General features: G+C 57.2%; 7 protein-coding genes. 1 reads left to right on the top strand and 6 read right to left on the bottom strand.

What is annotated here, in order from left to right; all coding sequences use genetic code 11:
- On the top strand, nucleotides 1-236 hold a 236-nt coding region (locus EPO09_RS16815; protein WP_290644690.1), incomplete at its 5' end, for a LuxR family transcriptional regulator.
- 40 nt (nucleotides 237-276) lie between these two features.
- Here EPO09_RS16815 and pgi read toward each other — a convergent pair.
- From pgi to EPO09_RS16785, 6 genes are all read right to left on the bottom strand, one after another.
- Nucleotides 277-1,920: a glucose-6-phosphate isomerase gene (gene pgi / locus EPO09_RS16810; protein WP_290644688.1), complete on the bottom strand. Its 1,644-nt coding sequence runs from the start codon at nucleotides 1,918-1,920 to the stop codon at nucleotides 277-279.
- Between the two features lie 26 nt (nucleotides 1,921-1,946).
- Nucleotides 1,947-2,888, bottom strand: a complete 942-nt coding sequence (locus tag EPO09_RS16805; protein WP_290644686.1) for a transporter — start codon at nucleotides 2,886-2,888, stop codon at nucleotides 1,947-1,949.
- A gap of 46 nt (nucleotides 2,889-2,934) precedes the next feature.
- On the bottom strand, nucleotides 2,935-3,435 hold the full coding sequence (locus EPO09_RS16800) for a heme-binding protein (RefSeq protein ID WP_290644684.1): 501 nt from the start codon (nucleotides 3,433-3,435) through the stop codon (nucleotides 2,935-2,937).
- A 228-nt stretch (nucleotides 3,436-3,663) separates the two neighbouring features.
- On the bottom strand, nucleotides 3,664-4,212 hold the full coding sequence (gene rfbC, locus EPO09_RS16795) for a dTDP-4-dehydrorhamnose 3,5-epimerase (protein ID WP_290644682.1): 549 nt from the start codon (nucleotides 4,210-4,212) through the stop codon (nucleotides 3,664-3,666).
- Entirely contained in the window at nucleotides 4,212-5,102 is an 891-nt protein-coding gene (gene rfbA / locus EPO09_RS16790) for a glucose-1-phosphate thymidylyltransferase RfbA (protein WP_290644680.1), read from the bottom strand. Before rfbA ends, rfbC begins: the two co-directional genes overlap by 1 nt.
- A gap of 11 nt (nucleotides 5,103-5,113) precedes the next feature.
- Nucleotides 5,114-5,795, bottom strand: a 682-nt coding sequence (locus tag EPO09_RS16785; protein WP_290644678.1) for a dTDP-glucose 4,6-dehydratase, incomplete at its 5' end; no start/stop codon positions are given.

Here is a 5,795-nt window from a genome sequence, read left to right as displayed (position 1 = left end):
GTGCTCTTCCGATCTCAAAGGGAACACAACCTGAAGGGGCTGTGACACTGTCCGGGCGAGAGAGGTCCATCCTGCAATGGACCGCAGAAGGCAAGACCTCCGGTGAAATTTCGGACATCATGGGAATCGCTGAACGAACTGTGAACTTCCATATCACCAATGTGATGACCAAGCTCAACTGTGCGAACAAGACCGCTGCCACGGTACGTGCAGCCTTGTTGGGCTTGTTGGTCTGACCTGATCGCGCAGTTGACGCACGTCATGGGCGCAGGCCTGTCAACGTAGTCGGGCGAGCATCGCTGCACTGGTGGCCTCGATTCCGTCCGTGTTGCCGGAGACCATGCTGGGTAGCAACTCGTTGCATAGCGCTTTACCCAGCTCCACGCCCCATTGGTCAAAGGCGTTGATACCCCATATTGCACTGCTCACGAAAGTACGGTGCTCGTACAGGGCCACCAAAGCACCGAGTGAGCGAGGATTCAACTCGTTGAGCACCAAGGTCAGGCTCGGACGGTTGCCGGGAAAAGTCCGGTGCCGTGCGATGACTTCCGGCGCGATGGTCGGGGATGCAGTCGGTGCGTGCTCGTTCATCGACTGTGTGAACGACTTGCCCCACATCAGGGCCTCTGCCTGGGCAACACCGTTGGCAAGCAAGATCTGATGCTGTTGGGTCAGCATGGCTCGCACGGTCGGCGTCAACGAAACATGATCTCGATGTCGTGGCCGCTTGACCAGAAGGAATTCGACCGGAATCACTTCGGATCCCTGATGCAGCATCTGGAAGAAGGCGTGCTGGCCGGTGGTGCCCGCTTCACCCCAGATCACGTCGCTCGTTGCGTACGATAGAGCGACACCTTGCTGATCCACACTTTTTCCGTTGCTCTCCATTGTCAGCTGTTGAATATAGGCGGGCAGGCTGCGCAGGCCGTGGTGATACGGCGCCAGGCATCGACTGGTGTAGCGCTTGAAGTTGCGGTACCAGACATCGAGCAAGCCAAGCACAACGGGCAGGTTGTGGGACAGAGGTACGCTGGCGAAATGCCGGTCCATGGCGTGTGCACCTGCCAACATCTCTTTGAAGAACCTGCTGCCCACCGCGATGGCGATGGGTAGTCCGACGGTAGACCACATTGAAAATCTGCCCCCGACCCAATCCCAGAAGCCGAACGTTCGCGTGATGCCAAATGCCGTGGCGGCTTGCACATTTGTGGTGGTGGCAACGAAATGACGAGACACATCCTGTCCGCCGTTGTCAAGGAACCATTGCTTGGCCGTGTGCGCATTGGCCATCGTTTCCTGCGTCGTGAAAGTTTTGGACGCTACGATGAACAACGTACTTGCAACTTGCACCTTGCGCAAGACGCTGGCCAGTTCCTGTCCGTCAATATTGGAGACAAAGTGTATGGACAAGGCAGGATGAGTGAAAGGCTCGAGCGCAGCAATTGCCATCCTTGGACCAAGGTCTGATCCACCGATGCCGATGTGGACGATATCAGTGATGCCTGGCGGGCAGACGTGGCCCTGGTTGCCGCGCACCGCGTCGGCGAATACGAGCATGTGATCAAGTGCGTCATGCACCTGCTTGCTGTGGGGTGTCGCTCGTTCGGGGGCACGCAAGGCGGTATGCAGCGCAGCTCGCCCTTCGGTCAGATTGACCAAATCGCCACGCAACAGTGCATCGCGTTGGGCGGGCAGGCCGCACTCCTCAGCCATTTTTAGCAATAGTGCCAACGTCTGATCATCCCATTGCACGCGGGACAGGTCAGCGAACACCTCCGGGGCCTCTATGCCTGCTTGCTGCTGTTGGTGGCCGTCATCATTGGTGGCAACGTGACGGAGGTCCATGCCTTCGCCGTGTAAAGCGTGATATTCGCTCAATGCTGACCAGGCCTGTGTCTGGTCACATCGGAGATGGTTCATGGCCTGGGTGCCTTGTTGAGATTGGCTTATTGAAACGGCACAATCATTCGGACATTGAAGATCTGCGCACCCATTGCATTGCGAGTGGAAAGGTCGCGCGCGTATTGGGCTGACAGGTTGAGTCCACCGAACTGGTAGCTCACCAAGGGGCCTATCCCGAAGCGACGAGCCTTGCAGCCACTTTGTTCGCAGTCCGCTGCAAGCGGGCCCGTGTCGGAGGTGACCTGGTATACCTGGTAGGCACCCAAACCAGCCCCCCACTTGCCCATGGTCTTCATGGCCGTGTAGTCCGCTTCAAAAATTTGACCCGTCTTGTAACCGGTGTCCTTGTTCTTGTTGTTGAACGAGTAATACATGTCCGCCGTGATGTTCCAGTTGTCCTTCAGCCAACTGACGGCCAACTCCGGCATCCAGGATGAAAAACCGTTTCCAGCGCCCACCCCACCATTGGCTGGAGGGTTGGACGGCGATGAGGATGCGTTGTTGAGCAAGGCCAGCAAGCTGGTTTTCAAATACAGGGCATTCGGCAGCGTCCAGGACAAGATGCCCGGCACCAGAACGGTATTGAATGAGCCCCAGTGCCCGTTGTTGGAGAGGGTGCTTTCTCCAGCTAGCTTGACGTTGGTGTAGTCATATGGCTGGGAGAGTGCCACGGCATAGTCCGCCCCCAGAACCTTCACACCTGTCGACCACAAGACAACAGGCACCACGATCAATGCATCCAGCGTCAAGGACGTCTTGTTTCCTGCGTTGTCGAATTTGGTTCCGTGCGCCCAATAGCTGTTGACAACACCATAGAGCCCCTCTGGTGGCAGCGCTGCGCCCGCCAGGCCGCTGTCCAGTCCCGGCAGATGAGGCTCCCACAGCTCCATGGCTTGTGCTTGCCTGGTGCCTGACAGTAGGCCTAAGGCGATGGTGATGCACAAGGTCAATACGCGGGTGTTTTTTCTATGATCAAAAGCGAGCATGTCGCGTGTCCTTCTGTTTGTTATGAATCACACGGGTTGGATGAACTCAGGGTAGGTCAAGCGCGCTCTGGATGGACTTGACGGCAGTTTGTGCACAGGCTTCGTCAAGATGGCCGCCTGGCGCGCCTGATACACCAATTGCACCGATGGTGGTGCCCTTGGTCTGTATGGGCAGCCCTCCTCCCAGTGCCACGACGTTAGGCAGATTGCGGATCGCAGCGGCGGGTTGTCCAGGCTCCGATACGGCCACCACCTCGGTGGTGCTCATGCGGAAGTTGGCTGCTGTCCAAGCCTTGCCAATAGCGATGGACGGCGTATGGGCTCCAGCCATGTCGTCACGCAAAATGGCCAGAGGCGTACCGCTTCTGTCGGTTACGGCAACGGCCACTGTGTAGCCCTTTTTCTGGCATTCGGCGAGTGCCGCTCGCGCAATGACTTCTGCGGTGCTGGTGCGCATGTCGCGTTGGCTGGTCAGATAGTCGGCAGCCATGGAGCCGGTGGCCGCCAAGGTCGAGGCCATGAGCACGAGAGAGATTTTGTATTTCAAGATGAACTCCTGTAGAAATGTCAGAACAAAGAATGGCCTGGCCCATTAGCTGAGTGGCCATGCGCTCGACAAGCATGAGATGCTGGACACATCTGAATCGCCAAAACGACGAATCAGGCGTTCAAGCCGAAGTGGATGAGCCACGGAGGACGGAACGTCCTGCTTGTGTCGTGGCTCCCCCTGTATTGACTGCGCTACTGCGCTACCCTCATCGAGTGATCAGTGACGTCACGCGTATACCTCGGCATCCTTGAGCCGTAGTCCTTTGCGGTCCTTTTCCGACAGCAAGGGATCGTCATCCCATCGAGGCCACTGAATGCCGATGTCCGGGTCGTTCCACAGCAAGGTGCGCTCATGCGCCGGTGCGTAGTAGTCCGTGGCTTTGTAGAGCACCTCCGCAGTGAGTGAGCGCACGAAGAAGCCGTGAGCAAAGCCCGGGGGGACCCAGAACTGACGGCGGTTTTCTTCGCTGATCTCTGCGCCTACCCATTTTCCAAACGTTGGTGATGATCGTCGAAGGTCCACGGCCACGTCGAAGATGGAACCACGCACCACTCTGACCAGCTTGCCTTGAGGATGCGCGACTTGATAATGCAGCCCTCTGATCACACCTCTTGATGACTTGGAGTGGTTGTCCTGTACGAAGTCGCATTGCACGCCTGTGACTTCGGAAAAATCTCTGGCGTTGAAGCTTTCCATGAAGAAGCCACGAGCGTCTCCAAAGACTTTGGGTTCGATGATCAGCGGACCATCAATTTCGCAATAGATAACGCGCATCAGAACACCTTGTCCTCTAGCAACTGTTTCATGTAGCGGCCGTAGTCGTTTTTGGCCATGGGTACTGCCAGTCGATTCAGATCGGCATCCGATATCCAGCCCGCACGCCAGGCGATCTCCTCCAGGCATGCCACTTTCAAGCCTTGACGCTTTTCAATGGTGCTGATGAACATGGATGCGTCAAGCATGCTGTCGTGAGTGCCGGTGTCGAACCAAGCATGCCCACGGCCCATCACGCGCACATCCAGTTCTTTCCACTGCAGGTATCGTGCGTTGAGATCGGTGATCTCCAGTTCGCCACGCGTGCTCGGCTGAAGTGACTTGGCCACTTCCACTGCGCGTTCGTCGTAGAAGTACAGACCTGTGACCGCATAGCGGCTCTTTGGTCTGGTGGGCTTTTCTTCCAGCGTCACCGCGCGCCCGGTGCTGTCAAATTCCACCACGCCATAGCGCTCCGGATCTAGTACTGGATAGGCAAACACTGTGGCACCGGTCGCTTGCTCGCTGGCGTCCTTCAAGTCTTTGGCGAGATCGTGACCGTAGAACAGGTTGTCTCCCAGTACCAGGGCCGAGGGCGAACCATCGAGGAAATCTTCGGCAATCAGGAAAGCCTGTGCCAGGCCCTCGGGGCGGTCTTGGACAGCGTATTGCAACGAAATGCCCCATTGGCTGCCGTCACCGAGTAACTGTTCGAATCGAGGGGTGTCCTGAGGCGTGGAGATGATCAGGATCTCCTTGATGCCCGCCAACATCAGAATCGACAATGGGTAATAGACCATTGGTTTGTCGTAGATGGACAGTAACTGCTTGGAGACGCTGCGGGTAGCGGGGTACAGGCGCGTGCCGGAGCCGCCAGCGAGGACGATGCCTCGGCGTGCTTTTTTGACCATGATGTGTCCTCTCAACGCTTGATGTAGTTGCGTGCCATCCATTCACGGTAGGCGCCGCTCTGAACTTGCGATACCCAGTCTGCATGTTGCAAATACCAGCTGACTGTCTTTCGGATGCCGCTTGCGAACGTCTCTGCTGGTCGCCAACCCAGTTCTCGTTCGATCTTTCGAGCATCTATGGCATAACGTCGATCGTGGCCCGGGCGATCTGCGACGAAGCGGATCAGCCGGGACCTTGGGCCAGCTGCATCAGGCGTCAAGTCATCCAGTAGGTCGCAAACCGTTCGCACGATCTCCAGGTTACGCATCTCATTGCAGCCACCTATGTTGTAGGTCTCCCCGGGCTGACCGGCTTCCAGTACGCGTCGTATGGCTGAACAGTGGTCCTTGACGTACAGCCAGTCTCGGACGTTGGTGCCATCTCCGTAGACGGGCAGCATGTCGCCGGCAAGCGCTTTGGTGATGACAAGGGGAATGAGTTTTTCCGGGAACTGGTACGGCCCGTAGTTGTTGGAGCAGTTCGTGGTGAGGACGGGCAGTCCGTACGTATGGAACCAGGAACGAACCAGGTGGTCGCTGGCAGCCTTGGATGCCGAATAAGGGCTGTTGGGTTCGTATGCTTTGGTTTCGGAGAAGGGCGGATCCGACGGCTGGAGTGAGCCATAGACTTCATCCGTGGATACGTGGAGAAAA

It is taken from the genome of Aquabacterium sp. (assembly GCF_004297345.1).
Classification (GTDB): Bacteria; Pseudomonadota; Gammaproteobacteria; order Burkholderiales; family Burkholderiaceae_C; genus Aquabacterium.
This window is presented reverse-complemented; position numbering and strand designations above follow the sequence as displayed.

Excerpts from the sequence above, each read along its gene's own strand:
- rfbC (WP_290644682.1), bottom strand. The coding sequence starts at position 4,212 with ATGCGCGTTATCTATTGCGAAATTGATGGTCCGCTGATCATCGAACCC.
- EPO09_RS16805 (WP_290644686.1), bottom strand. The coding sequence starts at position 2,888 with ATGCTCGCTTTTGATCATAGAAAAAACACCCGCGTATTGACCTTGTGC.
- rfbA (WP_290644680.1), bottom strand. The coding sequence starts at position 5,102 with ATGGTCAAAAAAGCACGCCGAGGCATCGTCCTCGCTGGCGGCTCCGGC.
- pgi (WP_290644688.1), bottom strand. The coding sequence starts at position 1,920 with ATGAACCATCTCCGATGTGACCAGACACAGGCCTGGTCAGCATTGAGC.